Annotated in this window: 20 protein-coding genes; 16 read left to right on the forward strand and 4 right to left on the reverse strand. The window is 71.5% G+C overall.

Features of this window, described 5'->3' with window-relative positions:
- Positions 1 to 336 precede the first annotated feature (336 nt).
- The gene (locus ACGFU7_RS12440) at positions 337 to 1,065 is read left to right on the forward strand and encodes a tetratricopeptide repeat protein (protein WP_393695587.1); all 729 of its coding nucleotides are present in this window, start codon (positions 337 to 339) and stop codon (positions 1,063 to 1,065) included.
- 73 nt (positions 1,066 to 1,138) lie between these two features.
- Here ACGFU7_RS12440 and ACGFU7_RS12445 read toward each other — a convergent pair whose 3' ends face one another.
- Positions 1,139 to 2,416 carry a DUF1015 family protein gene (locus ACGFU7_RS12445; protein WP_393694938.1) on the reverse strand — a complete coding sequence of 426 codons (1,278 nt, stop codon included), beginning with the start codon at positions 2,414 to 2,416 and terminating at the stop codon, positions 1,139 to 1,141.
- Between the two features lie 71 nt (positions 2,417 to 2,487).
- Here ACGFU7_RS12445 and ACGFU7_RS12450 point away from each other — a divergent pair, with 71 nt between their 5' ends.
- Together ACGFU7_RS12450 and ACGFU7_RS12455 are read left to right on the forward strand one after the other, a co-directional pair.
- Positions 2,488 to 3,516 carry an HAD hydrolase-like protein gene (locus ACGFU7_RS12450; protein ID WP_393694940.1) on the forward strand — a complete coding sequence of 343 codons (1,029 nt, stop codon included), beginning with the start codon at positions 2,488 to 2,490 and terminating at the stop codon, positions 3,514 to 3,516.
- A gap of 183 nt (positions 3,517 to 3,699) precedes the next feature.
- Positions 3,700 to 4,542 carry an ABC transporter ATP-binding protein gene (locus ACGFU7_RS12455; RefSeq protein WP_393694942.1) on the forward strand — a complete coding sequence of 281 codons (843 nt, stop codon included), beginning with the start codon at positions 3,700 to 3,702 and terminating at the stop codon, positions 4,540 to 4,542.
- Positions 4,543 to 4,604: 62 nt separating this feature from the next.
- Here ACGFU7_RS12455 and ACGFU7_RS12460 read toward each other — a convergent pair whose 3' ends face one another.
- Positions 4,605 to 4,952: an SCP2 sterol-binding domain-containing protein gene (locus ACGFU7_RS12460; RefSeq protein ID WP_393694944.1), complete on the reverse strand. Its 348-nt coding sequence runs from the start codon at positions 4,950 to 4,952 to the stop codon at positions 4,605 to 4,607.
- Positions 4,953 to 4,995: 43 nt separating this feature from the next.
- Between ACGFU7_RS12460 and ACGFU7_RS12465 the strand changes: the two genes are divergently transcribed.
- From ACGFU7_RS12465 to ACGFU7_RS12490, 6 genes are all read left to right on the forward strand, one after another.
- A complete protein-coding gene (locus ACGFU7_RS12465; RefSeq protein ID WP_393694946.1) occupies positions 4,996 to 5,334 on the forward strand; it encodes a hypothetical protein in 339 nt (112 codons plus the stop codon).
- Between the two features lie 7 nt (positions 5,335 to 5,341).
- A complete protein-coding gene (locus ACGFU7_RS12470) occupies positions 5,342 to 6,157 on the forward strand; it encodes a TlyA family RNA methyltransferase (protein WP_393694947.1) in 816 nt (271 codons plus the stop codon).
- Complete coding sequence (locus ACGFU7_RS12475; RefSeq protein WP_383977202.1) at positions 6,154 to 7,059, forward strand: NAD kinase; 906 nt, start codon at positions 6,154 to 6,156, stop codon at positions 7,057 to 7,059. Before ACGFU7_RS12470 ends, ACGFU7_RS12475 begins: the two co-directional genes overlap by 4 nt.
- 108 nt (positions 7,060 to 7,167) lie before the next feature.
- Positions 7,168 to 8,913: a DNA repair protein RecN gene (gene recN, locus ACGFU7_RS12480; protein WP_393694949.1), complete on the forward strand. Its 1,746-nt coding sequence runs from the start codon at positions 7,168 to 7,170 to the stop codon at positions 8,911 to 8,913.
- Positions 8,914 to 9,047: 134 nt separating this feature from the next.
- Complete coding sequence (locus ACGFU7_RS12485; RefSeq protein ID WP_393694951.1) at positions 9,048 to 9,812, forward strand: hypothetical protein; 765 nt, start codon at positions 9,048 to 9,050, stop codon at positions 9,810 to 9,812.
- 178 nt (positions 9,813 to 9,990) lie between these two features.
- A complete protein-coding gene (locus ACGFU7_RS12490) occupies positions 9,991 to 11,088 on the forward strand; it encodes a glycosyltransferase family 4 protein (RefSeq protein WP_393694953.1) in 1,098 nt (365 codons plus the stop codon).
- A gap of 27 nt (positions 11,089 to 11,115) precedes the next feature.
- Here the strand turns inward: ACGFU7_RS12490 and ACGFU7_RS12495 are convergent, their stop codons facing one another.
- Positions 11,116 to 12,741: a PucR family transcriptional regulator gene (locus ACGFU7_RS12495; RefSeq protein ID WP_393694955.1), complete on the reverse strand. Its 1,626-nt coding sequence runs from the start codon at positions 12,739 to 12,741 to the stop codon at positions 11,116 to 11,118.
- A 269-nt stretch (positions 12,742 to 13,010) separates the two neighbouring features.
- Here ACGFU7_RS12495 and ACGFU7_RS12500 point away from each other — a divergent pair, with 269 nt between their 5' ends.
- Positions 13,011 to 13,904, forward strand: coding sequence for a sulfurtransferase (locus ACGFU7_RS12500; RefSeq protein WP_393694956.1), 894 nt, complete (start codon positions 13,011 to 13,013; stop codon positions 13,902 to 13,904).
- Positions 13,905 to 14,045: 141 nt separating this feature from the next.
- Here ACGFU7_RS12500 and ACGFU7_RS12505 read toward each other — a convergent pair whose 3' ends face one another.
- Positions 14,046 to 15,848, reverse strand: a complete 1,803-nt coding sequence (locus ACGFU7_RS12505) for a glycoside hydrolase family 15 protein (RefSeq protein WP_393695588.1) — start codon at positions 15,846 to 15,848, stop codon at positions 14,046 to 14,048.
- A gap of 405 nt (positions 15,849 to 16,253) precedes the next feature.
- On the opposite strand from ACGFU7_RS12505, the gene ACGFU7_RS12510 reads away from it, so the two are divergent.
- The 6 genes from ACGFU7_RS12510 to ACGFU7_RS12535 all read left to right on the forward strand — a co-directional run bounded on the left by ACGFU7_RS12510 (position 16,254) and on the right by ACGFU7_RS12535 (position 24,328).
- On the forward strand, positions 16,254 to 17,939 hold the full coding sequence (locus ACGFU7_RS12510; protein WP_393694958.1) for a CTP synthase: 1,686 nt from the start codon (positions 16,254 to 16,256) through the stop codon (positions 17,937 to 17,939).
- 89 nt (positions 17,940 to 18,028) lie between these two features.
- Positions 18,029 to 18,655, forward strand: a complete 627-nt coding sequence (locus tag ACGFU7_RS12515; RefSeq protein ID WP_393694960.1) for an NUDIX domain-containing protein — start codon at positions 18,029 to 18,031, stop codon at positions 18,653 to 18,655.
- Positions 18,656 to 18,905: 250 nt separating this feature from the next.
- A complete protein-coding gene (locus tag ACGFU7_RS12520; RefSeq protein ID WP_393694962.1) occupies positions 18,906 to 20,969 on the forward strand; it encodes a tetratricopeptide repeat protein in 2,064 nt (687 codons plus the stop codon).
- Positions 20,970 to 21,112: 143 nt separating this feature from the next.
- Positions 21,113 to 22,228, forward strand: coding sequence for an alanine dehydrogenase (gene ald, locus ACGFU7_RS12525; protein WP_393695590.1), 1,116 nt, complete (start codon positions 21,113 to 21,115; stop codon positions 22,226 to 22,228).
- Between the two features lie 370 nt (positions 22,229 to 22,598).
- A complete protein-coding gene (locus ACGFU7_RS12530; RefSeq protein ID WP_393694964.1) occupies positions 22,599 to 23,717 on the forward strand; it encodes a ParA family protein in 1,119 nt (372 codons plus the stop codon).
- Positions 23,714 to 24,328, forward strand: a complete 615-nt coding sequence (locus ACGFU7_RS12535) for a hypothetical protein (protein WP_393695592.1) — start codon at positions 23,714 to 23,716, stop codon at positions 24,326 to 24,328. Before ACGFU7_RS12530 ends, ACGFU7_RS12535 begins: the two co-directional genes overlap by 4 nt.
- The last annotated feature ends 3 nt before the right edge of the window (positions 24,329 to 24,331 follow it).

Raw genomic sequence — 24,331 nt, forward strand, 5'->3', positions numbered from 1 at the left:
CGTGATGACGACCGTGGTGGGCGTCCTGCGGGTGGGTTCGAGCGGCGTGATGACCGGCCGCGTGGGCCCCGCCGTGACGACGACAGCCGTGGCGGCGGCTACCGGCGCGACGACAGCCGTGGCGGATCCGGTGGTGGATTCCGGCGGGATGACAGCCGTGGCGGGGGTTACCGCGGGCAGCGGGACGATCGTGGTGGCGAGGGTGGCTACCGCGGGCGCGACGACCGTGGTGGGTACGAGCGGCGTGACGAGCGGGACCGTGAGCCCATCAAGCGGCTTCCGATTCCTGACGACGTCACCGGTGACGAGATCGACAAGGATGTCCGGCAGGAGCTGATGAGCCTGCCGAAGACCCTGGCCGAGGATGTCGCCAGGAACCTCGTCATGGTGGCCCGGCTGATCGACGAGGACCCCGAGCAGGCGTACGCCTACTCGCGGATCGCGTTGCGGCTGGCCTCGCGGGTTGCTGCCGTGCGTGAGGCGGCCGGGTTCGCCGCGTACGCGACGCAGAAGTACTCGGAGGCGCTGGCGGAGTTCCGGGCGGCCAAGCGGATGACCGGTTCCGTGGAGCTGTGGCCCGTCATGGCCGACTGCGAGCGCGGACTCGGGCGGCCCGAGCGGGCGATGGCCATGGCCGGCGAGCCCGAGGTGCAGAAGCTGGACAAGGCCGGTCAGGTCGAGATGCGTCTGGTGGCTGCCGGGGCCCGCAGGGATATGGGGCAGATCGATGCCGCCATCGTCACGCTGCAGAGCTCCGAACTCGCCTCGAACGCCGTGCACCCGTGGACTCCGCGACTGCGCTACGCGTACGCGGATGCGCTGCTGGCGGCGGGGCGCGAGGACGAGGCGCGTGAGTGGTTCGGGAAGGCGCTGGAGGCCGACAAGGACGGCGCCACCGATGCCTCGGACCGGCTCGCCGCGCTGGACGGTGTCGAGTTCGTCGATGCCCTCGGTGAGGACGAGGAAGAGGAAGCGAACGACACCGCTCAGGCGCCGGCCGCCGCTGCGGATGAGGACACGAGCGACGGCGAGAGCAAGGACGAGGACGGTACGCCCGAGGCGTAAGGCATGAGAAAGGGCGGCACTCCGGAAGGGGTGCCGCCCTTTTTTGTTGCTGTGCTTTTTGTTGCTGTGGGGGTCAGCCGAGGGTGAGGCTTCGCAGGACCAGGCCGGTGGCCGGCTTGGGGCCGAAGGAGGTCGATTTGCGGGGCATGGTGACGCCCTGTCGGGCGAGGTCCCGGACGATTTCCTCGCGTACCGGATGCATCAGGACAGCCGTGGCGTTGTGACGTTCGGCCTGTTCGACGGCGGCCGCGGTGTCGTGGATGTACGCGATGTGCTCCGGGGCGTCGGGGATCTGCCAGACATGGTCGAGCAGAGCCGCGTGCAGGACCGTGGCGTCGAGGGTCTGCCAGGCGGTAGGGCGGTCGGCCGGAATCGTACGGGACAGCAGGCCGGCGTCGGGGCGGTCGATGAGGTGGAAGCCGCCGTCGCCCGCGAGCAGGAACGCGTTGCCTTCCGCGGCCGCCTCGGCGAGTGCGTCCAGGGCGCGGGGGAGCGGGCCCTCGATGTCGCGGATGCGGAACAGGCCGTTCAGGGCGGCGAGCGCGTCGGAGACCGGGAGGCGGTGCAGCAGCCGGTGTATGGCGCGGACCCGGAGCGGGTAGCGGGCCGTGTCGACGAGGAGGACCAGGCCGAAGTCCCAGGGGCCGGGAGCGGTGTGCTCCTGCTGGAGGCGGAGATAGGTGGCCCAGCGGTGATGGCCGTCGGCGATCAGGGCCTGGTGGTGGGCCAGATCGGTCTCGATCTCGGCCCGGTCGGCCGGGTCGGTGACCGCCCAGAGCCGGTGGCTGTAGCCGTCCTCGGTGGTGGTGGCGAGCAGCGGCGGGTGCTCGATGGTCCGCTCGATGACGGCCGTCGCGCCCGAGGCGTCGCCGTCGCCGCGGTAGGTGAGCAGCAGCGGTTCGAGGTGGGCGGCCGTGGTGCGCATCAGGTTGGCCCGGTCCTCGACGACATGGGCCATCACGTCCTCGTGGGGCAGCACGATGCCGTCGGCGGGGGCGGAGAGCGCCAGCGCCCCGACGATGCCGCGCTGCAGGATCTCGGCGTTGCGCTGCTCGTAGACGTACAGCGCGGGCTCAGGATCGGGAGCGAGTATGCCCTCGGCCAGCCAGCGGTTCAGGGTCTCGGCGGCCTGCGCGTGGCGGGCCGCGGCCGTTTCGGCCTGCGGCAGGATCAGCCGGACGATGTTGTGCGGATCCGCCGACTCCAGGTGGTGCAGCCCGTCGGGGCGCACGACGACGTCGTACGGCGGTGAGGTCACCGCAGCAAGACTGCCGACCCGCTCGGGTACGTATCGCAGCCCGCGGAACGGGATCAGACGCAGTCCCTGGCCGGCCGGACCTGATGTGTTCATTTCTGCATCGTATGTGCGCGGCCGGGATGCGCGATGATCGGGACAGAAGCATGGAGTGAGGAGCGCAAAGAATGAGTCAGGCGAGCAGGACCAGGCCGAGCGGCAGCAGCACCGCGTTGAACGAGGCGTACGACACGGCGCTGCTCGATCTCGACGGGGTGGTGTACGCGGGCGGCCATGCGATCGTCCACGCCGTCGACTCGCTGGGAACCGCGCGGGACGGCGGGATGCACCTGGCGTATGTGACCAACAATGCCCTGCGGACCCCGGCCGCAGTGGCCGAACACCTGACCGAACTCGGGGTTCCGGCCGAGTCCGCTGATGTGATCACCTCGGCACAGGCGGTGGCCCGGTTGATGGCCGATCAGCTGCCGGCCGGGGCGCGGGTGCTGGTGGTGGGCGGCGAGGGGCTGCGCGTCGCACTGCGGGAGCGCGGTCTGGTGCCGGTGGAATCGGCGGACGACGAGCCGGTCGCGGTGGCGCAGGGGTACGGCGGGCCCGATATGACGTGGGGGCGGTTCGCCGAGGCCGCGTACGCGATTGCCCGGGGGGTGCCGTGGTTCGCGTCCAACACGGATCTGACGATTCCGAGTGCCCGGGGGATCGCGCCGGGGAACGGTGCGGCGGTGGAGGTCGTACGGATCGCGACCGGGGCCGAGCCGCAGGTCGCCGGGAAGCCGTTGCCTCCGATGCACCGGGAGACGGTGCTGCGGACCGGGGCCGAGCGCCCGCTGGTGGTCGGGGACCGGCTGGACACGGACATCGAGGGCGCGTTCAACGGCGGTGTGGACTCGCTGCTGGTGCTCACCGGGGTGACGGACGCGGCGCAGCTGGTGGCCGCCGGGCCGAAGCACCGGCCGACGTATGTGGACGCGGATCTGCGGGGGCTGCTGACCGGGCAGCCCGAGGTGACACGGACGGGCGACGGGTTCGGCTGCGGTGGCTGGACGGCGTCGGTGCGCGGTGACGACCTGGTGCTCGAAGGAGACGGGGACACACTCGACGGGCTGCGGGCGCTCTGCGGGGCGGCGTGGTCGTACGCCGGAGACGGCTCGTGCGGGCTGGACGCGGGGAAGGCGGTCGCCAGGCTGGGGCTGTGAAAGGCTCCTCCCGGTGATTTGAGCCCAAAGGAGGGTAGGCTAACCTAACTTTGTTCTGCTCGGTGTGCCGCCGTCCGGATGGCCGACCTGCAGGGCGGGTGGGACCGGGCTGGGCCCCGGCCTCCGCTCGTGGCGAAGGACGGTCCTTCGCACCCGATCGCCTCAGACTCCGGGAGTACGACCATGCAGCGCCTCACCGCGGACTCGGTGACCCTCGGCTACGACCAGCGGGTCATCGCGGAGAATCTCTCGGTCGAGATCCCCGACAACTCGTTCACGGTGATTGTCGGCCCCAACGCCTGCGGCAAGTCGACCCTGTTGCGCGCGCTCTCGCGGATGCTGAAGCCGAACAGCGGGCGGGTGCTCCTGGACGGGCAGACGATCCACGGGATGCCGGCCAAGAAGGTCGCCAAGACGCTGGGGCTGCTGCCGCAGTCCTCCATCGCGCCGGACGGCATCACCGTCGCCGACCTCGTCGGGCGCGGCCGGTATCCGCACCAAGGACTGCTGCGTCAGTGGTCGCCGGACGACGAACGCATTGTCGAGGAATCGATGGCGGCGACCGGAGTCGGTGCGCTTGCCGATCGCTATGTCGATGAATTGTCCGGCGGGCAGCGGCAGCGTGTCTGGATCGCCATGGCGCTCGCCCAGCAGACGCCGCTGCTGCTGCTCGACGAGCCGACGACGTACCTCGACATCCAGCACCAGATCGATGTCCTCGACCTCTGTGCGGAGCTGCACGAGACGCAGGGGCGCACTCTGGTGGCCGTCCTGCACGATCTGAATCACGCCGCGCGGTACGCCACGCACCTCATCGCGATGCGGGAGGGCGAGGTGATCGCCGAGGGCGCGCCCGGCGAGGTCGTCACCGCGGAGCTGGTGGAGCGGGTCTTCGGGCTGCGCTGCCAGGTCATCGACGATCCGGAGACCGGGACGCCGTTGGTCGTGCCGGCCGCGCGCAAGCCGCGGAGCGGCGGCGTGGGCGTGCAGGGCAAGGCGTCTGCCGGGGTATCGGCGAAGGGCTGACCGAACGGGCCCGCCCTCAGCAGCAGGGCGGGACAGGCCGGGAAAGCGGACCCGCCCCGCGGCTACAGCAGCGACCTGAGCTTCAGCAGGTCACGGAAGCCGGCCTCCAGGCGGACCCGGCCCGCACTCCATGCCCTGGCGAAGTTCAGCTCGCCGTTCACCATGGCCACCAGGTCGTCGCCGGTCATCGCGAGCCGGATCTCGGCCTTCTCCCCGGGCGGGCCGTCGACCGTGTCCAGGACCTGGATCCGGCCATTGGCCAGCCGGCCGGTGAACGTGATGTCGAGGTCCTTGATGTGGCAGCTCAGCGAGCGGTCGAGGGCAGCCGCGCTGCGCACGTCGCCGTCGGCCCCCGCGAGGTTGTCGGACAGTTTGTCGAGTGCGCTGCGGCACTCCGCCATGGTCGCCATCGTGACCGACGGTACCGCAGCCCTTCGCGGTAGCGTTTCCCGCATGAGCGACTCGATGCCGGGGCCCGGGACGGCAGCCGGAACAGCGCCCGGAGCGACACCTGTGGACGTGGCGGAAGACCCGTCCGACGAGAGCGCGGCCCCGGCCGCGGCGACCCTTCTCGACCCCGCCGTACCCGCGCCCCTCGGGGTCGGACGTACCCCCACCGGCAACGCCGAGATCGACGCGCGGCTGGAGCGTCTCGCCGATGCGGACCACCTCCCGGCGGACGGACACATCGAGGTGTACGAGGATGTACACCGTGGGCTGCGCGACGCGCTGAGCGCGCTGGACGCCAGGCCCGCACCCGCACCGATGCCCTCGTACAACAACAGGAGCTGAACCGAACGTGGCAGGAGTGGCACGTCGCCGCCTCGACGCCGAGCTGGTACGCCGTAATCTCGCCCGCTCGCGCGAGCATGCGAGCCAGCTGATCGCCGCAGGGCGGGTGACCGTCGGCGGCAACACCGCGACCAAACCCGCCACCCAGGTCGAGACCAGCGCAGCTGTCGTCGTGATCAAGGACGACAGCGACCCCGAGTACGTCTCGCGCGGCGGGCACAAGCTCGCCGGCGCCCTCGCCGCCTTCGTACCCCTCGGGCTGAAGGTCGAGGGGCGGCGGGCGCTGGACGCCGGGGCGTCGACCGGTGGCTTCACCGACGTACTGCTGCGGGCCGGCGCCGGTCATGTCGTCGCCGTCGACGTCGGCTACGGGCAGCTTGCCTGGTCGCTCCAGTCCGATGAGCGCGTCACCGTCAAGGACCGTACCAACGTACGGGAGTTGACGCTGGAAGCCATCGACGGGAGGCCGGTGGACCTGGTCGTCGGCGATCTGTCGTTCATCCCGCTGGGTCTTGTCCTGCCCGCTCTGGCGCGCTGCGCCGCCCCCGACGCGGACCTGGTCCTCATGGTCAAGCCGCAGTTCGAGGTCGGCAAGGAGCGGCTCGGCAGCGGCGGTGTGGTGCGTAGCCCAGAGCTGCGGGCCGAAGCGGTACGGGAGGTGGCGCGCCGGGCCTGGGCGCTGGGCCTCGGAGTGCAAGGGGTGACGGCGAGTCCGCTGCCGGGGCCCTCGGGAAATGTCGAGTACTTTCTGTGGCTGCGGGCCGGATCACCTGAACTGGATCCCGCAGATGTCGACCGTGCAGTGGCGGAGGGGCCCCGTTGACGACGAATGCGGCACGAACTGTCTTTCTATTGGCACACACCGGCCGCCCGGCCGCGATCCGCAGCGCCGAGCTGGTCGTACAGGGACTGCTTCGCAGCGGCCTCGGCGTACGGGTGCTGGCCACCGAAGCGGCCGATCTGCCGCTGCCGCCGTCCGTCGAGACGGTCACGGACACCACGCCCAAGGCCGTGGACGGCTGTGAGCTGCTGATCGTGCTCGGCGGGGACGGGACGCTGCTGCGCGGCGCCGAACTCTCCCGCGCTTCCGGGGTGCCGATGCTCGGCGTCAACCTCGGCCGGGTCGGCTTCCTCGCCGAGGCCGAGCGGGACGACCTGGACAAGGTCGTCGACCGGGTCGTCACCCGGGCGTACCAGGTCGAGGAACGGATGACGCTCGACGTCGTCGTGCACAGCAACGGCGACATCGTCCATACCGACTGGGCGCTCAACGAGGCCGCCGTGCAGAAGGTGTCGCCCGAGCGGATGCTGGAGGTCGTCCTGGAGATCGACGGCCGGCCGGTGACCGGGTTCGGCTGCGACGGGATCGTCTGCGCGACCCCGACAGGATCGACCGCCTACGCCTTCTCGGCGGGCGGACCCGTCGTCTGGCCCGAGGTCGAGGCGCTGCTGATGGTGCCGATCAGCGCCCATGCGCTGTTCGCCAAGCCGCTGGTGACCTCGCCGACCTCGGTGCTCGCCGTCGAGGTCCAGCAGCACACCCCGCACGGGGTGCTGTGGTGCGACGGGCGCAGGACCGTGGAGCTGCCCGCGGGTGCGCGGGTCGAGGTGCGGCGCGGTGCGGTGCCTGTACGGCTCGCGCGGCTGCACCACGCCTCGTTCACGGACCGGCTGGTGGCGAAGTTCGCACTGCCCGTCTCGGGGTGGCGGGGCGCACCGCACTGACCGGCGGACATTCCCCCGGAGGCGGTGCGAATGCTCCAGGAGCACACGGGAGAGTGAACCCCGGGGGGCGGGGCCCGTCGCACATCGGGGCCCGGACCTCGTAAGGTCATGTCCGTGTTGGAGGAGATGCGGATACGGTCGCTCGGAGTCATCGACGACGCGGTGGTCGAGCTGTCACCCGGTTTCACCGCGGTGACGGGTGAGACCGGCGCGGGCAAGACCATGGTCGTCACCAGTCTGGGGCTGCTGCTCGGCGGGCGTGCCGACCCCGCCCTGGTACGGATCGGGGCCAAGGCCGCGGTCGTCGAGGGGCGGATCACGGTGTCCGACGGCGACGCCGTGGCCCTGCGGGCCGAGGAGGCCGGGGCCGAATTCGACGACGGCGCGCTGTTGATCAGCCGTACCGTTTCCGCGGAGGGGCGCTCCCGGGCGCATCTCGGCGGCAGATCCGTGCCGGTGGGGGTGCTCGCCGAACTCGCCGACGAACTCGTCGCCGTGCACGGCCAGACCGACCAGCAGGGGCTGCTCAAGCCCGCGCGGCAGCGGCAGGCCCTCGACCGGTACGCGGGCGACGGTGTCGCCGTGCCGCACGCCAAGTACGCGGCGGCGTACCGGCGGCTGCGGGCCGTCGTCACGGAGCTCGACGAGCTGACGACGCGCGCCCGCGAGCGTGCCCAGGAAGCGGATCTGCTGCGCTTCGGGCTGGGCGAGATCGCCGGGGTCGAACCACTGGCGGGCGAGGACGGCGACCTGGCCGCCGAGGCCGAGCGGCTCGGCCATGCCGAAGCGCTCGCCTCCGCGGCGGCCCTCGCGCACACCGCGCTCGCGGGCAACCCGGAGGACCCGGAGGGCGTCGACGCGACGACCGTGGTCGCGGCCGCCGGACGGTCCCTGGACGCCGTACGCGCCCACGATCCGGCGCTGGCCGCGCTCGCCGACAGGATCGGCGAGATCTCGATCCTGCTCTCCGACGTGGCGGGCGAACTGGCCGGGTACGCCGACCAGCTGGACGCCGATCCGCTGCGGCTCGCCGCGGTGGAGGAGCGGCGCGCCGCGCTCACCGGACTCACCCGTAAGTACGGCGAGGACATCACCGCCGTCCTGGCCTGGGCCGAGGAAGGGGCCGCCCGGCTCACCGAGCTGGAGGGCGACGACGACCGGATCGGCGAGCTGACGGCGGAGCGCGATGCGCTGCGCGCCGAACTCTCCGGCCTCGGGCAGGCGTTGACCGATGAGCGTACGGGGGCGGCGGAGCGCTTCGCCGAGGCGGTGACCGAGGAGCTGGCATCCCTCGCGATGCCGCACGCCCGGGTCTCCTTCGACATCCGGCAGACCGAGGCGGCCGACGAGGCGTCCGGCATCGAGATCGGCGGGCGGAGCGTCGTCTACGGGCCGTCCGGCGCCGACGAGGTCGAGCTTCTGCTGGCCCCGCACCCCGGCGCCCAGCCGCGGCCGATCGCCAAGGGTGCGTCGGGCGGTGAGCTGTCCCGGGTGATGCTCGCAGTCGAGGTGGTCTTCGCAGGCTCCGATCCCGTACCCACGTACCTCTTCGACGAGGTCGACGCGGGCGTCGGCGGCAAGGCGGCCGTCGAGGTCGGGCGGCGGCTCGCGAAGCTCGCCAGGTCCGCGCAGGTGGTCGTCGTCACGCACCTGCCGCAGGTGGCGGCTTTCGCCGACCGGCAGCTGCTGGTCGAGAAGACGGTCGACGGGTCGGTGACCAGCAGCGGAGTCACGGTCCTGGAGGGCGAGGACCGGGTACGGGAGCTGTCCCGGATGCTCGCGGGCCAGGAGGACTCACAGACGGCACGGGCCCATGCGGAGGAGCTGCTGGCCGCGGCGCGGGCGGACGGGTAGCGGGGGCTTCGCGGCCGCCGGGCACGCGTGCGTGCCCAGTCTCCGGGCGGGCCTGTCATTCGAGTCCGCCCGGAGATTTGCGGACAGAACGGCCGCCGGACGGTCCCGGCGGGTCGCTGCGTAGCCTGGCCCGCATGGGAGCAACGATCAGCAGAGCCGCAGTGGCCGGTGCCGTCGCCGCCGCCGTCGCAGGGGGTGTGTACCGGGCGCTGCGGGCCCGGCCGCGCGAGCGCTGGCAGCGCACCAACTACGCGGGCCGTACCGTCGATCTGTACGCGGGACCGGCCGTCGCCCTCGGCGCCGCCGCCGGAACCGCCGTCCTCCCGCTGCCTGCCCGTACCCGGTACGCCGCCGTGCTCGCCGTACTCGCGGCCGGCGGCTGCGGTGCGTACGACGACCTCGTCGGTGCGGACGATCCGCGCCGCGGGTTCCGCGCCCACCTGGGTGCGCTGCGGGACGGTGAAGTCACCAGTGGTGCCGTGAAGCTCTTCGGGATCGGGGCCGCCGGGCTCGCGGCCGGCGCGCTGCTCAAGGAGCGGCCCGTCGACCGGGTCCTTGCCGGCGTCGTGATCGCCGGATGTGCGCACCTCGTCAATCTGGCGGATGTACGGCCCGCCGCGGCCGCCACCACCGTGCTCGCCCTCGGGGCCCCGGGTCTGCCCGGGGGCGCACTCGCCGCCGCGCCGATGGGGGCCGTGGCAGCCCTCGTCGCCGACGACCTGGGGGAGCGCACCATGATCGGGGACACCGGGGCCCACGCCCTGGGCGCCGCACTCGGTGTCGCCATCGTCGCGGGCCGCGGCCGGGCCGGGCTCGTCGCCCATGCGGCGGGGCTTGTCGCGGCGACGGTGTACGGGGACCGGGTCAGCCGACTCGCCCACATGCTGTCGGACCGCTGACAGGGTCCACGGACGCGTCAACATAGCGCCGCCTTCCCACCCGTGCGAGTGGTGCGTCACGGCCGGTTGCTGTTGTATGCAGCGGGACAGTGGCTCGACTGTGCCGGAACGTGCGTACGGACTGGCATCCTTGGCGGTGCCATCACCGCCCACTCGGGAGCCCCGGGAGCCATTCAACGTGTCACAGCTGCGTACGGTCCAAGTCCTGGGCGGCGGCAGCGCGGGCAGCAGCGCCCACGTCAGTTCGCTGGCCGCAGGGCTGGTGGCGAGAGGCGTGCACGTCACCGTCTGTGCCCCGGCCGAACTGGACCGCGCCTACGACTACTCCGGTACGGGTGCCCGGTTCGCCCCCGTACCGCGGCGCAGTGATCCCGCAGCCGTCGCCGCGCTGCGTACCGCCTGCCTGACGGCGGACGTGGTCCACGCGCACGGTCTGCACGCCGCCGTGCGCGCCGCTCTCGCGCTCGGCGGCCGCCGTGTCCCGCTGGTCGTCACCTGGCACGCCCGCGCCCACGCCGAAGGCGCCCGCCGTCGGCTGCTTCATCTGATGGAGCGAAGGGCCGCCCGTGCGGCGGCAGTTGTGCTCGGTACGACATCGGACCTGGTCGACCGGGCGCGGCGGCGAGGAGCGCGCGATGTCCGGCTCTCGCCGGTCTCCGCTCCCGTACCGCGCGTGCCCGCCGCCGTCCACGAAGGCAAGGCGCGGGCCGAACTCGGTGTGGTGGAGCGGCCGTTGATCATGTCGTACGGGAGTCTCGTACCGCACCACGGGTACGACATGCTGCTCGACGCCGCACGGATGTGGCGCGGACTCGACCCCGTACCGCTGCTGATCATCGTGGGGGAGGGGCGGGATCGGGCCGCTCTGCAGCGCCGGATCAGGAACGAGGAGCTGCCCGTCCGGATCGTCGGCAGCCGCGACGACACCGCGAAACTTCTCGCCGCCGCCGATCTGGCCGTGCTGTCCAGCCGGTGGGAGGCGCGCTCGGTGCTGGCCCAGGAGGCGCTGCGGCTCGGCGTTCCGCTGGTCGCCACCGCGGTCGGAGGGGTGCCCGAACTCGTGGGGGACGGGGCGGAGCTCGTACCGTACGGAAACGCGGAGGCGCTCGCGCGGGCGGTGGTCAGGCTGCTCGGTGATCCGGAGCGGCGCGCGGAGCTGGCGGCCGCGGGGCGTGTGCAGGCCGCGAGTTGGCCGACCGAGGACGACACGATCGCTCAAGTTCTCAGCATCTACGACGAGTTGACGAAGCCGTTGGCGGTGGCGCGGACGCGGTGAGCGGCTGCTCGTCGAACAAGCCCGGAGCTACGACGTGTGGCGGCGGGCCCGGAGGGCCAGGCTCAGGGCCAGGACCGCCTGGGGATCGTCCAGGTCGGTGCCGAGCAGTTCGCCGATGCGGCCCAGCCGGTTGTACAGCGTCTGACGGTTCAGATGCAGTTCGCGTGCCGTCTCCGCCTTGCGGCCCGCGTGGGCCAGATACGTCTCCAGCGTCGGCAGGAGCACAGGGCGCGAGGTGCGGTCGTGATCGCGCAGCGGACCGATCGCCCGGTCCACGAACGCCGCCAGATCCGGATGGTCCCGCAGCCGCCACAGCAGCAGATCGATGTCCAGACGCCGGGCGTCGTACCAGGGCCGGTCGCTGAGACCGTGCGCGGCCGTCGCCGTCTCCGCGGCGTGCCGCAGCCCCGCTCCGGCCGCCGCCCAACTGCCCGCCACGCCCACCACCACGACCGGCGGATGCGATCCGGCACGCTCCAGACCGGCCCGCTCCACACCCGCCCGCAGCGCCGCCGCGACCCGGTCCGCGACCGCCGTGCGCTCCGTCTCGGACCGCAGCCCCAGCAACACCGGAACCCGGCCCTCCACGGGCCGCACACCGAGCAGCACCGGCACACCCACCGACGAGAGCTCCTCCAGCACCGCCCGCGCCAGCAGCGCCCAGTTCCCCGACACGGACAGCTCGGGGGCCAGCCGCATCACCACCGGCAGCAGCGGCATCTCACCCGGCTTGAAACCCAGCACACGGGCCTGCGCCGGCGCGTCCTCCGGAGTGATCCGGCCCTCCGCGAGATCCGTCAGGAAGTCCCCCCGGCCGCGCGCGGCGAGCTCCTCCTCCTGGCGGGCCTGCATCAGTACGACGGCGAGAATGCCCGCCGCCCGTTCCGCCGCCATCCGGTGCACCGTCACCAGCGGCCCCGCCACGGCCAGCAGCACCAGCCTGGCCCGTACCGAACCGCTCCCCGGGCCGCCGCCCGGCACATCCACCAGCACCGAACCGGTGGGCGGTGTCTCACGGGCCGCCCGGTCGCCGCGCATCCCGTCCCACACCTGGAGCGGATCGGCGGACACCGGGCCGGACCCGGGGCCCGCCGCGTACAGCAGCTGGCCGTCCGCCGTCTCCAGGAAGACCGGGTTGGCCGTGAAGTCCGCCAGGATGCCCAGTACCTGGGGCACCCCACCGCCGCCGAGCAGCGCCTCCGTGCACCGCCGGTGCACCTCCTCGGCCTGCTGCAGCAGCGCGTAGTGACCGTTGACGATCTCGGTGTGGATCTCCTCGGTCACCGTCACGAACGGCACCTCGCGGTGCAGCTGCACCAGCGGCAGACCGGCCGCGCGGGCGGCGTCCACGATCGATGCGGGCAGCCTGCTGAAGCGCGGTCCGAGCTCCACCACCAGGGCGGCGATCCCGCGGTCGGCGAGCCTGCGGACGAAGGCGCGCTGCTCGGCGGGGCGGGTACCGAGCCCCAGACCGGTGGTGAGCAGCAGCTCACCGCCCTTGAGCAGCGAAGCGATGTTCGGGACCTCGCCCGCGTGCACCCAGCGCACCGTACGGTTCAGCCGGTCCGCGCCGGCCACCACCTCCGGGAGCCCGCTGCGCAGCCCCGGCAGCTCAAGGGCCCGCTGCACGGTGATTCCGCCTTGCGTCTCCACTGGCTCTGGCCTCGCGTTTCCACTCGGGTCGGACGGGCAGTCGCCCTGATTCAGGAAGGTACCGGCCCCGGGCGCCGGGGGCGTCGTCGGGGAGTCGTCGGGGGAGTCCGCCGACCGGGGCAAGCGGCATTGATCAGCCGCTTTCGACGTGCCAGGGGGCATGGAACTGCTGTTGACACGGGTCGAGGGCCGCTGCGATCTTGTGACCGCCGCGCGGTTCGGGCCGAACGGCCCTCATACCCGGACCTGGACCTGGACCTGGAGCAGACGTGGGCGACGACGTATTGGCGTACGCAAGCCGGGAGGACATTGCCGGTCCGCTTCCCGGCCCGCTGGTCAAGGCCGACTGGCTCGCGGCGCGGCTGGGCGAGCGCGGGCTGGTGGTCCTCGATGCCTCGGTGGGCGCGCACCGGGGCTCCGAGCAGCGGATTCCGGGAGCGAGGCCCTTCGACATCGACGGGGCGCTGTCCGACCACTCCGGACCACTGCCCCACATGCTGCCCGACGCCGACCGGTTCACCGAAGAACTGCGCTCCCTCGGCGTCGACGACACCGACACCGTCGTCGTCTACGACTGCGCGGGCATCTACTCCAGCGCGCGTGCCTGGTGGATGCTGCGCGCGATGGGCTTCGACCGGGCCGCGGTGCTCGACGGTGGCCTGCCCGCCTGGACCGGCGCCGGGCTGCCGCTGGAGAACGCCCAGCCCGCGTCTGCCGTGGCGCGCGGCGACTTCACAGCCCGGCCGCGCGCGGGGCTGGTCGTCGGCAGCGACGAGGTGGCGGCGGCCCTGGCCGACCCCGCCGCGGCCGTCTTCGACGCCCGCTCCAGGGAGCGGTTCTCCGGCGCGGTCGCCGAGCCACGACCCGGGCTGCGCGCCGGCCATATGCCGGGGGCGGTCAATCTGCCCTTCGGCGAGATCCAGCGCGACGGCCGGATGCGCCCGGCGCAGGAGCTGCGCGCCGCGTACGCCGCCCTCGCCGGGGAGCGGGAGCGGCTGTTCTTCAGCTGCGGATCGGGCGTCACCGCCTGCGTCCTGACGCTGGGGGCCGCGCTGGCGGGGTACCGAGAGCTGGCCGTCTACGACGGGTCCTGGAGCGAGTGGGGGCTGCCTTCGGAGCTGCCCGTCGTGACCGGAGCGGAGAGCGGGGGGCCGCTGCGGTGAGCTGGTCGCCGCAACCCCCACGGGGAGTCGGCAAAGTCCCGCCTGGCCCGCCGGGCGAACGGCGATACTTTGCGGCCCCCCTAGGACCTGACTGGCGCACGGGCGGGCCCCGCATACGCCAGGCCCGCCCCCTCCCCGACGTCAGCCGACGTACGCCCCGCTCGCCGTCAGGCGCAGTGCCGTGTCGATCAGCGGCACATGGCTGAACGCCTGGGGGAAGTTCCCCACCTGGCGCTGCAAACGGGGATCCCACTCCTCCGCGAGCAGGCCCAGATCGTTACGCAGGGACAGCAGCCGCTCGAAGAGCTGGCGTGCCTCGTCGACCCGGCCGATCATCGCCAGGTCGTCCGCCAGCCAGAACGAGCAGGCCAGGAACGCACCCTCGTCGCCCTCCAGGCCGTCGACTCCCGCGTCCTCGCCCTTGGTGGGGTAGCGCAGCACGAAGCCGTCCTCGGTGGACAGCTCGCGCTGGATCGCCTCGATCGTGCCGATCACGCGCTTGTCGTCCGGCGGCAGGAAGCCCATCTGGGGGATCAGCAGGAGTGAGGCGTCCAGCTCCTTCGATCCGTAGGACTGGGTGAAGGTGTTGCGTTCCTTGTCGTAGCCCCGGTCGCAGACATCGCGGTGGATATCGTCGCGCAGCTCGCACAACCGCTCCATCGGCCCTTCCGCGTCCCCGGACTCGATCAGCTTGATGGTGCGGTCGACGGCGACCCAGGCCATCACCTTCGAGTGGACGAAGTGGCGGCGCGGGCCGCGCACCTCCCAGATGCCCTCGTCCGGCTCGTCCCAGTGCTTCTCCAGGTACTCGATCAGCTTGAGCTGGAGGCCCGTCGCGTAGTCGTTGCGGGTCAGGCCCGTCATATGGGCGAGGTGCAGTGCCTCGATGACCTCGCCGTACACATCCAGCTGGAGCTGCCCCGCCGCGCCGTTGCCGACCCGGACCGGGCCGGAATTCTCGTAACCGGGCAGCCAGTCCAGCTCGGCCTCGCCCAGCTCGCGCTCGCCCGCGATGCCGTACATGATCTGCAGGTTCTCCGGGTCCCCGGCGACCGCCCTCAGCAGCCACTCGCGCCAGGCACGGGCCTCCTCGCGGTAGCCGGTGCGCAGCAGGGAGGAGAGGGTGATCGCGGCGTCGCGCAGCCAGGTGTAGCGGTAGTCCCAGTTCCGGGAGCCGCCGATGTCCTCGGGCAGGGAGGTGGTCGGCGCGGCGACGATGCCGCCGGTCGGCGCGTACGTCAGGGCCTTGAGGGTGATCAGGGAGCGGACCACGGCCTCGCGGTAGGGCCCGTGGTACGTGCACTGCTCGACCCATTCACGCCAGAAGTCCGCGGTCGCGTCCAGCGAACTCTCCGGGTCCGGAAGAGCGGGCGGTTCGTGGTGCGAAGGCTGCCAGCTGATCGTGAAGGCGATCCGGTCCCCGGGCGCGACCGTGAAATCGGAGTACGTCGTCAGGTTCTCGCCGAAGGTGTCGGCGGGGGTGTCCAGCCAGACGGAGTCCGGGCCGGCGACGGCGACCGTACGGCCGTCGACCTTGTGCACCCATGGTGTGACGCGCCCGTAGCTGAACCGCATCCGCAGCTCGGAGCGCATGTCCACCCTGCCGCTGATCCCCTCCACGATCCGGATCACCTGCGGCGCACCGTCACGAGGCGGCATGAAATCGGTCACTCTGACCGTTCCGCGCGGTGTGTCCCACTCCGATTCCAGGATGAGGGAGTCCCCGCGGTAACGGCGGCGGTCCGCGGACGGCGGCTCCGCCCCGTCCTCCCGCGCCGGTCCCAGGCGCCAGAAGCCGTGCTCCTCGGTACCCAGAAGTCCCGCAAAAATAGCGTGCGAATCGAAGCGGGGAAGGCACAGCCAGTCCACTGTGCCGTCCCGGCAGACCAGGGCGGCGGTCTGCATGTCTCCGATGAGTGCGTAATCCTCGATGCGCCCGGCCACGTGCATCTCCAGTCGAACGGCCATGTCGCCCCGTAGGGCATTACTGCGGGTCAAGAGGTCGTCGCAAGGGGTTGTTGTGGGGGAACCTGCGAACTCGGTACCTCGCCCGGAGCGAGTGTCCGAGCAGGATACGACGCACCCGGATGATCTGCGCGACGGTCTCAGCAACGCGCCTGAGCCGAACGGGTGGGGCGGGAGGGTCGGCGTTGATCGTGTGTGTTCAGCGTGCGGGGCGTGGCCGGAAGCAGGCCCCCTTTGTCGCTGATACCCTGGTAGCCCGTGGACCGGTGGTCGTCCGCAACAGCAGACGAGGCCCCCGAACCGCAGCGACGGCGCCTCCGGAATCTCCGGACGGCAACGCCGGTACGCACCTCACGATCGCGACCACGGGAGCCCCCTTTGGCTATGCAGCCCACATCCACGACGACCAAGCACATCTTCGTCACCGGGGGTGTCGCCTCTTCCCTCGGCAAGGGTCTGACTGCCTCCAGCCTCGGTGCCCTGCTCAAGGCGCGCGGCCTTCGGGTCACCATGCAGAAGCTCGACCCGTATCTGAACGTCGACCCGGGCACGATGAACCCCTTCCAGCACGGTGAGGTGTTCGTCACCAACGACGGCGCCGAGACCGACCTGGACATCGGACACTACGAGCGCTTCCTCGACGTCGACCTCGACGGCTCCGCCAACGTCACCACCGGCCAGGTCTACTCGCAGGTGATCGCCAAGGAGCGGCGCGGCGAGTACCTCGGTGACACTGTGCAGGTCATCCCGCACATCACCAACGAGATCAAGCACCGCATCCGCCGCATGGCGACCGACGACGTCGATGTCGTCATCACCGAGGTCGGCGGCACGGTCGGTGACATCGAGTCGCTGCCGTTCCTGGAGACCGTCCGCCAGGTCCGCCACGAGGTCGGCCGGGACAACGTCTTCGTCGTGCACATCTCGCTGCTGCCCTACATCGGCCCGTCCGGCGAGCTCAAGACCAAGCCGACCCAGCACTCCGTCGCCGCGCTGCGCAACATCGGCATCCAGCCCGACGCCATCGTGCTGCGCGCCGACCGTGACGTACCGACCGCCATCAAGCGCAAGATCTCGCTGATGTGCGACGTCGACGAGGCCGCCGTGGTGGCCTGCGTGGATGCCAAGTCGATCTACGACATCCCGAAGGTGCTGCACACCGAGGGCCTGGACGCGTACGTCGTGCGCAAGCTCGACCTGCCGTTCCGCGACGTCGACTGGACCACGTGGGACGACCTGCTGGACCGCGTCCACAACCCCGACCACGAGGTCGCCGTCGCGCTCGTCGGCAAGTACATCGACCTGCCCGACGCCTACCTCTCGGTCACCGAGGCCATCAGGGCCGGCGGCTTCGCGAACAAGGCCCGGGTCAAGGTCAAGTGGGTCGCTTCCGACGACTGCAAGACCCCGGCCGGTGCAGCCAAGCAGCTCTCCGACGTCGACGCGATCTGCGTCCCCGGCGGATTCGGCGACCGTGGCGTCAACGGCAAGATCGGCGCGATCCAGTACGCCCGTGAGAACAAGGTGCCGCTGCTCGGCCTCTGCCTCGGCCTGCAGTGCATCGTGATCGAGGCGGCGCGCAACCTCGCCGAGATCCCCGACGCCAACTCCACCGAGTTCGACGCCGCCACCTCGCACCCCGTCATCTCGACGATGGAGGAGCAGCTGGCGTACGTCGAGGGCGCGGGCGACCTGGGCGGCACCATGCGGCTCGGCCTGTACCCGGCGAAGCTCGCCGAGGGTTCGCTGGTCCGTGAGGCGTACGACGACCAGCCGTACGTGGAGGAGCGCCACCGCCACCGCTACGAGGTCAACAACGCCTACCGCGCCGAGCTGGAGAAGAAGGCCGGTCTGGTCTTCTCCGGCACCTCCCCGGACAACAAGCTCGTCGAGTACGTCGAGTACCCGCGCGAGATCCACCCCTACCTGGTCGCCACCCAGGCACACCCGGAGCTCCGCTCCCGCCCGACCCGCCCGCACCCGCTCTTCGCGGGCCTGGTGAAGGCTGCCGTCGAGCGCAAGACGGGTGCCGGGGCCGGTGCCGAGCAGGGCACCACGTCGGGCAAGTAGTCCGGCGGTACGCAGGCATTAACGTTGACCGGGGTACGGATCCACTGTGGATCCGTACCCCGGTTTCTGTTTTTTGTGGGAGGACGTAGATGGGTTTCCAGGACACGCCCGAGGAGTGGCAGGTCACCGCGACCGAGACGCCCTTCACCGGCAACAAGACCAGCGTCCGTACCGATGAAGTGGTGATGCCCGACGGCACGGTCGTACGCCGCGACTACCAGGTCCACCCGGGTTCGGTCGCCGTGCTCGCGCTCGACGAGGAGGGCCGGGTCGTCGTGCTGCGGCAGTACCGCCACCCGGTGCGCCACAAGCTCTGGGAGATCCCGGCGGGACTGCTCGACATCCCCGGGGAGAACCCGCTGCACGCGGCCCAGCGCGAGCTCTACGAGGAGGCGTACGTCAAGGCCGAGGACTGGCGGGTGCTGACCGACGTCTACACCACGCCGGGCGGATGCGACGAAGCCGTACGGATCTTCCTGGCCCGGAATCTCTCCGAGGCCGATGGGGAGCGCTTCGCGGTCTCCGAGGAGGAGGCCGACATGGAGCTGGCCCGGGTGCCGCTCCAGGAGCTGGTACGGGGGGTGCTCGCCGGGGATCTGCACAACAACTGCCTCGTGGTGGGCGTCCTTTCGCTCGCGACGGTGCTCGCCGGTGACGGGATCGAGTCGCTGCGTCCGGCCGAGGCGCCGTGGCCGGCCCGCCCGTTCGAGGTCTGACGGGCCGCAGTCCGACGGGTTGCAGTCGAACGGCCGTGGCCTGACGGTTCGTAAGGATCGTTCGAGGCCGGAGTCTTCGCGGAGGCCGCTGAACGGTTCACTGAAGTCCCCCGATCGGAAAAGATGCTGATCCGATCGGGGGACCTCCACGCCGTGCTCCACGGAAATCGTCCACACGCCTGAACTACGCTCGGAACGCCCTGACCGGAGTCCCGGCGGGCGACGCGTGCAGCGAAGTGGAGCGTGGCCCGTGACGGATCAGGCGGTGGACACCAGCGGCCCGGCCAAGGCAGCGGGAACCGAGGAGCCGTCCGGTACCGCCCCACCTCAATTCTTCGGCCGCGACCGCGAGTTGAAGGCGCTGCGGGCCGACATCGAGCGAGCCGGACTGGATACCCTGGCCGGTCGCAAGGCCGCCCGCGCCCGGGTCCTGCTGATCGCCGGACGCCCCGGCTCCGGACGCACCGCACTCGCCGGCGAGCTCACCCGCCGACTGCTCTCCACCGGCGACCACCCCGACGGTCTTCTCCGGGCCCGGCTCACCGACCCCGGCGGTGCACCGGTCCCCACCGAACGCACCGCCCGCGAGCTGCTCGACCAGCTGGGTGTGACGGGGCCGCCCGGCGCGGACGGGGACGAACTCTCCGAGATGGTCCGCGAAGCGCTCACCGGGCGTCGCGTCCTGCTGCTCCTCGACGACGCCGTGGACGCGGAACAGGTCGACCCGCTGCTGCCGGACAACCCCGACTGCCTGGTCGTCGCCACCTCCGAGGGCCCGCTGACCGGGATCCCCGGTGTCCGTCCCTGCACCATCGGCGGCCTGGACGCGGGCTCCGCCGTCCGGCTCCTCGCCCGCATCATCGGCCAGGTCAGGATCACCGTCGACCCGCGGACCGCCGAGACCCTCGCCGAGGAGTGCGCCGGCCTGCCGGCCGCCCTGGTCATGGTCGGCGGCTGGCTCGCCGCCCACCCCATGGCGTCGGTCGCCGATGTCACCAAGCAGCTGCGCGAGCTGCCGGACGACACGGAGCAGTCCACCGGCGCCCGCCCGCTGGCCCGCGCCTTCCGGCTGGCCCACGACTCCCTGCCGCCGACCGCCGCCCGGATACTGCGACTGCTCGCCCTCGCCCCCGCCGGACTCGCCGACGCCCACACCGCCTCCGCACTGGCCGGCTGCTCCGTCTCCGCCGCCCAGACGACCCTCGACGACTTCGTGGCCCTGGGGCTGCTGCGTACCAATGGGGCGGATCAGCCGCAGTACGAGGTGCCCGGATGCCTCGCCCCGCTGCTGCGGGCGCTGCTGGAGGCCAGGGACCGGCCGGCGGAGATCCAGCTCGCCAGGGCCCGGATGCTGGAGCGGACCGTACGGCTGCTGCAGTCCTGCCGGGCGGTCACCGACCCCGAGGATTCCCAGGCCCGCCGCAAGCTCGCAGGGCTCCCGCGCTCGCTGCGTTTCCCCAACCCCGGCGCGGCCGCCGAATGGCTGCGGATCCGCCGGCCCGCCCTGCTGGCCTCGGCCGGGCTCGCCGTCGAGGACGGTGAACTCGACACTCTGGCAAGGCGGTTGGTGGCCGCGCTGGTACGGGCGCTGGCCGTGCACCAGGGCACCGAGGCGGCCGCGCCCGAGCTGTACGGACTGCACGGTCTGGTTCTCGCCGTCGCCGAGCGGCGCGAGCTGCCGCGCGAACGGGCCGCCGCGCTGCTCAACCTCGCCGACCTCGATGCCAGGACCGGCCGTACGCAGGAGGCGCTGACCCGCTACCGGGCCGCGCTGGACGCCGGACGGACCGCGAAGGATCCGTACGCCACCGGCCGCGCGATGGAATCCGTAGGCGGCGCCTACGCCGAGCTGGGGGACTTCCAGCGGGCCTCCGACTGGTACGGCCGGGCGTTGGCGCAGCGGCTCACCCAGGGCGAGCGGGCCGACGAGGCGCGGCTGTACGGGCGGCTCGGCGCCGTCCATACCTACGCCGGACGGTACGGCGAGGCGCTGCGGAACTGGCGGGCCGCCGCGGCCGGGTACCGCAGGCTCGGCGATGTGCCGGCCCAGGCGCGGGCGCTGAGCGAGGCGGCCCGGGTGCAGGAGTACGCGGGCCGGCCGCACGAGTCGCTGCGCACCTGCCAGGAGGCCGTTCAGTGGGCCAGGCGGGCCGGGGACGTACGGCTGCAGGCGGCGCTGGAGCTGCGGCTGGCCGACACGCTCGACCGGCTCGGTGACTCGGCTGCGGCCCGGCTGCACCGGGGCCTGGCCGACAGATTGCTGGGCGAGGAGGGTGCGGCCTACGAAATCCGTAGTGCAGTGACTGAAAATTAATGCTTTGTAAGGCTAGACAGCGCGAAGCCCTTCATTAGACTGGCTCTGCCGCGTGCGTTCGCGGTGTCTCCATTTACGCTGTGTCTATCCGGGTATGTGTAGCTATGTCCGGGTAACCCTCTGAGCCAAGGACCGTGATCGACGTGAAGGTCGGCATCCCCCGCGAAGTCAAGAACAACGAGTTCCGCGTGGCGATCACGCCCGCCGGTGTGAACGAGCTCGTCCGCTACGGCCACCAGGTCGTCGTCGAGGAGAACGCCGGGGCCGGCTCCTCCATCACGGACGAGGAGTACGTCGCCGCCGGTGCGCAGATCCTCCCCACCGCCGACGAGGTCTGGGCCACCGCCGACCTGCTGCTCAAGGTCAAGGAGCCGGTCGCCGAGGAGTACCACCGCCTCCGCAAGGACCAGACGCTCTTCACCTACCTGCACCTCGCCGCCTCCCGCGAGTGCACGGACGCGCTGCTGGAGTCCGGCACCACGGCCATCGCGTACGAGACCGTCGAGACCGCGAACCGCGCGCTGCCGCTGCTCGCCCCGATGTCCGAGGTCGCGGGCCGGCTGGCCCCGCAGGTCGGCGCCTACCACCTGATGCGCTCGGTCGGCGGCCGCGGTGTGCTGCCGGGCGGCGTCCCGGGCACGGCGGCCGGCAAGGCCGTCGTCATCGGCGGTGGCGTCTCCGGCTGGAACGCCACGCAGATCGCCGTCGGCCTCGGCTTCCACGTCACGCTGCTCGACAGGGACATCAACAAGCTCCGCGAGGCCGACAAGATCTTCGGCACCAAGGTGCAGACGGTCGTCTCCAACGCCTTCGAGCTGGAGAAGGCCGTCATCGAGGCCGACCTCGTCGTCGGTGCCGTGCTCATCCCGGGCGCGAAGGCTCCGAAGCTGGTCACCAACGAGCTCGTCGCCAAGATGAAGCCCGGAAGTGTACTTGTCGACATTGCAATCGACCAGGGTGGCTGCTTCGAGGACTCGCACCCGACGACGCACGCCGAGCCGACCTTCATGGTCCACAACTCGGTCTTCTACTGCGTCGCGAACATGCCGGGCGCGGTGCCGAACACCTCCACGTACGCCCTCACCAACGCCACGCTCCCGTACATCGTGGAGCTCGCCAACCGCGGCTGGGTCGAGGCGCTGCGCCGTGACGCCGCACTCGCCAAGGGCCTCAACACCCATGACGGGCAGGTTGTTTACCGCGAGGTGGCCGAGGCTCACGGCCTGGAGCACGTCGAGCTGAGCTCGCTTCTCGGCTGACGGGTCAACATCTCCCGTCAACCTCATGCGTCCGGCCGGATCTTGCTCAGCAAGGTCCGGCCGGACGCATGCCGGGCCCCCTGTGAGGCCCTCGTTCAACTCGTCTCGAACGTAGCCCTTTAACCGATTCGTGCACCCGTTTAAAGTGCGCCCCGGTGGCTGCATGCCCTTGACAGGGAGGTGTTCGATTGCCGACACATCGGGCCGGGTCCGGCGGATTGTGTTGCTGCGGAGCGGTGACACGCCATAGAGTCGCCAATCGTCGGCATGGTGCCACGCTGACCTATCGATAAGTTTCCTGGTCACGTCCAAGGAGGTAAGACGACTTGTGAATGAGTCGACATTTACTCCCGGGGGTGTTCAACCAGGGATGCCTGCACGGGGCCAGAGCCCGAACGGGCTGGAGGCTGTCGGCTCCGTCGCTGTCCGCACCTTCGCCACCCACCAGCACATGACGACAGCCCCCCAGATGATGGACGGCCTACACGTGAACGCCATGGCCGGCAACGAGAGTGGCCGAGACACCGCCCACTTCGCCGACTTCGACGAGGTGCCCAAGGGGCACTTCTACGACCCCGACGCCGAGTACGAGCCCGATCCGGAGTACGCGGCCACCCTCGCGCCCGACGCTGCCCGCCAGCGCCGCGAGCGGATCGGCCCGACCGGTCGGCCCCTGCCCTACTTCCCGATCCCGGGCCCGCTGACCGATCACGGTCCCGCGAAGATCATCGCGATGTGCAACCAGAAGGGCGGCGTCGGCAAGACCACGTCGACCATCAACCTGGGTGCCGCACTCGCGGAGTACGGGCGCCGTGTCCTGCTCGTCGACTTCGACCCGCAGGGAGCCCTGTCGGTCGGGCTCGGCGTCAACCCGATGGAGCTCGACCTCACGGTCTACAACCTGCTCATGGAGCGGGGCATGTCGGCCGACGAGGTCCTGCTGAAGACCGCGGTCCCGAACATGGACCTGCTGCCCAGCAACATCGACCTGTCGGCTGCCGAGGTGCAGCTGGTCAGCGAGGTGGCCCGGGAGTCCACGCTGCAGCGCGCCCTGAAGCCGCTGATGGCCGACTACGACTACATCGTGATCGACTGTCAGCCCTCGCTGGGCCTGCTCACCGTGAACGCCCTGACGGCGGCCCACAAGGTGATAGTGCCGCTCGAGTGCGAGTTCTTCGCGCTGCGAGGTGTGGCGTTGCTCACCGAGACCATCGAGAAGGTCCAGGAGCGGCTCAACCCGGATCTGGAGCTCGACGGCATCCTCGCCACCATGTACGACTCCCGTACGGTGCACAGCCGTGAGGTCCTCGCGCGCGTCGTCGAGGCCTTCGACGATCACGTCTACCACACGGTCATCGGGCGCACCGTGCGCTTCCCGGAGACCACGGTCGCCGGTGAGCCCATCACCACGTACGCCTCCAACTCGGTCGGTGCCGCCGCCTATCGCCAGCTCGCCAGGGAGGTGCTCGCCCGGTGTCACGCCGAGTGAGTCTGCCCGGCGCCGACGAACTGTTCCGCACCACCGGGGGGATGGGGCTGCAGGCCTCGTCCCCCGCGGAGCGGCGGCGCAAGGCGAACGGCGAGGTCCGGGTGCCCGGTCCGGCCGGGGAGAGCGATCCCGCGGCCGACGGGTCCGGGGCGGGCGCGGCGGAGGCCGCAGCCGGCACCGCGGCCCCCTCGCGGGAGGAGCACTCCGCGGCGGATGCCGACGCGGGGGAGTCGCGCAGCCGGGACGGTGACCGGGTCGCGGTGGCAGGGCAGCCGGGGCGCAGGCCCCAGCAGTCCACGCAGTCGTCCGGGCCGTCGTCCGCGCAGGAGGCGGTTCCCGCCCCCGCTGTTCAGCAGCAGCGCAGGCGCGGAGGCGGGCGCGGGGCCAACCGGCGGCCCAGCGGCCGTGAGCGCCACGACGAGAAGATCACCGTCTATGTCTCGGCCGAGGAACTGATGGACCTCGAACACGCCCGTCTCGTGCTCCGCGGGGAGCACGGCCTCGCGGTCGACCGCGGGCGGATCGTCCGCGAGGCGGTCGCGGTGGTTCTCGCGGACCTGGAGTCGCGGGGCGACGCGAGCATCCTCGTACGGCGGCTGCGCGGCCGCTGACCG

The sequence above is a fragment of the Streptomyces sp. NPDC048473 genome (genome assembly GCF_043200155.1).
Lineage (GTDB): Bacteria > Actinomycetota > Actinomycetes > Streptomycetales > Streptomycetaceae > Streptomyces.

Bases quoted from the DNA above. Each gene is read 5' to 3' on its own strand.
- ACGFU7_RS12440 (WP_393695587.1), top strand. From the start codon at position 337: ATGAGCCTGCCGAAGACCCTGGCCGAGGATGTCGCCAGGAACCTCGTC.
- ACGFU7_RS12510 (WP_393694958.1), top strand. From the start codon at position 16,254: ATGCAGCCCACATCCACGACGACCAAGCACATCTTCGTCACCGGGGGT.
- ACGFU7_RS12515 (WP_393694960.1), top strand. From the start codon at position 18,029: ATGGGTTTCCAGGACACGCCCGAGGAGTGGCAGGTCACCGCGACCGAG.
- ACGFU7_RS12485 (WP_393694951.1), top strand. From the start codon at position 9,048: ATGGGAGCAACGATCAGCAGAGCCGCAGTGGCCGGTGCCGTCGCCGCC.
- ACGFU7_RS12455 (WP_393694942.1), top strand. From the start codon at position 3,700: ATGCAGCGCCTCACCGCGGACTCGGTGACCCTCGGCTACGACCAGCGG.
- recN (WP_393694949.1), top strand. From the start codon at position 7,168: ATGTCCGTGTTGGAGGAGATGCGGATACGGTCGCTCGGAGTCATCGAC.
- ACGFU7_RS12445 (WP_393694938.1), bottom strand. From the start codon at position 2,416: ATGAACACATCAGGTCCGGCCGGCCAGGGACTGCGTCTGATCCCGTTC.
- ACGFU7_RS12460 (WP_393694944.1), bottom strand. From the start codon at position 4,952: ATGGCGACCATGGCGGAGTGCCGCAGCGCACTCGACAAACTGTCCGAC.
- ACGFU7_RS12530 (WP_393694964.1), top strand. From the start codon at position 22,599: ATGCCTGCACGGGGCCAGAGCCCGAACGGGCTGGAGGCTGTCGGCTCC.
- ACGFU7_RS12465 (WP_393694946.1), top strand. From the start codon at position 4,996: ATGAGCGACTCGATGCCGGGGCCCGGGACGGCAGCCGGAACAGCGCCC.
- ACGFU7_RS12450 (WP_393694940.1), top strand. From the start codon at position 2,488: ATGAGTCAGGCGAGCAGGACCAGGCCGAGCGGCAGCAGCACCGCGTTG.